General features: G+C 51.5%; 3 protein-coding genes. All 3 read left to right on the top strand.

What is annotated here, in order from left to right:
* The coding region (locus L691_RS28200; RefSeq protein WP_156934192.1) for an MMPL family transporter at positions 1-678 on the top strand (678 nt) is incomplete at its 5' end.
* Positions 679-891: 213 nt separating this feature from the next.
* Positions 892-1,233 (top strand): PadR family transcriptional regulator, encoded by a 342-nt coding sequence (locus L691_RS0107440; protein WP_025689732.1) that lies wholly within the window; start codon positions 892-894, stop codon positions 1,231-1,233.
* Positions 1,233-1,630: hypothetical protein (locus tag L691_RS28195; protein WP_036735935.1), on the top strand; the 398-nt coding region annotated here is incomplete at its 3' end. The genes L691_RS0107440 and L691_RS28195, both read left to right, overlap by 1 nt.

Raw genomic sequence — 1,630 nt, 5'->3', positions numbered from 1 at the left:
GATAAGGTGGACGATATCGTGGCGGCGGTAGACCGGGCGGTCAAAGGCACGAAGCTTGAAAAAGCGGAGGTGGCCATGAGCGGGGTAGCAAGCACCTACAATGACCTGCAGACCATTTCCAATGCGGACTATTCACGTACGGTTATGCTGATGCTCGGCGGTATTCTCATTATTCTGGTCTTTTTGCTCCGCTCTGTCATCATGCCGGTCTATCTGATCTTGTCGCTTGTGCTGGCCTACTTTACGGCGATGGGCGTAACGGAAGCGATCTTTGTCAATCTGCTGGGATATTCCGGCATTACATGGACGACTCCGTTCTTCAGCTTCGTTATGCTGATTGCGCTTGGCGTCGATTACAGCATCTTCCTGATGGCGCGCTTTAACGAGAATCAAACGTGGGATGTCAAGGACGCCATCCTGCACGCAATGCGCAATATGGGCACCGTCATTTTGTCGGCAGTTATCATCCTCGGGGGCACCTTCGCTTCGATGTATCCTTCGGGCGTGCTGTCGATGATGCAGATTGCCACCGTCGTGCTGTCGGGACTTGTGCTGTATGCACTTCTGCTCCTGCCGTTCTTCGTGCCTGTTATGGTCAAAATGTTCGGTCGAGCCAACTGGTGGCCGTTCGGAGTGAAGGAGCTAGATGGAGCGCAAGACCGCAATATCATGATGTAATTTCGGCTTTAGCCAACCTTTCTTTTGCGCCGCCGCTAAAGCGGTGGGATTCAGCCAGCCTTCGGGCTGGCTTTTTTCGTTGCAACCCGCGTGTTCGATGTTTATCCGTGTTCGATGTGAATCCGCTACCCGGCAGCCGCATATTGACATTGGAATAAATAGGTGCAGACTATACTTAGTAATACTAAATAACTAGGTTAGCAAGGTGATGTGATGAGCGATCCGGCAAGCCAGCTTAAGAAGGGGGTTCTGGAGATCCTGGTATTGCATTTGCTAAACCGTAGAAATCTGTACGGATACCAGTTGATTAGCGAATTGGATGAAAAAAGCGACGGATATTTCAAGCTTAAGGAAGGGACCCTGTACCCCGTGCTGTACCGTCTGGAAGATTCCGGACTCGTGGAGAGCTACTGGGAGCAGGACACCGGAAAGCGCGGAGTTCGCCGCAAGTACTACCGGGTCACCGCAGCGGGTCAAGCTTGGCTCCAGGAAATGACCGGAGAGCTTGCACTGTTTTATCATTCCATTTACAAGATTATGGGAGATGAGAGGTAATGAGCCAACGTTTGAAGCTCTACGTTAGTGAAGTAATGGCGGGAATTGATGCGGACCCTACTACGAAACGAAGAATTGCGGAAGATTTGCTCACTTCATTAACGGAAAGGGCGGAGCGCAGCAGCGTCGAACGTGTGCTGGCCGAGTCGGGAGCTCCCAGGGAGATGGCTAAGGATTATATGAACGGACTGTACGGAGCTGAGGGCGGTCCGGGATATGCCGATAATCAAGCGCCTTATTATGGATTCGGTTCGGATTCCGGCGATTATTACGAATATAAATCGTCGTTGACGGTATTTGATCTGCCCTTAGTACATATTAAATTCCGCAGACGGGGCTGGTTCCTTGGAGGTGCGCCTGCGGTTGCCAAAGGAATTATTGCCATCGGCGATGTGGC

Source organism: Paenibacillus zanthoxyli JH29 (genome assembly GCF_000520715.1).
Lineage (GTDB): Bacteria > Bacillota > Bacilli > Paenibacillales > Paenibacillaceae > Paenibacillus_AQ > Paenibacillus_AQ zanthoxyli.
The sequence above is the reverse complement of the archived record's forward strand: the minus strand, read 5'-3'. Positions and strand labels throughout refer to the sequence as shown.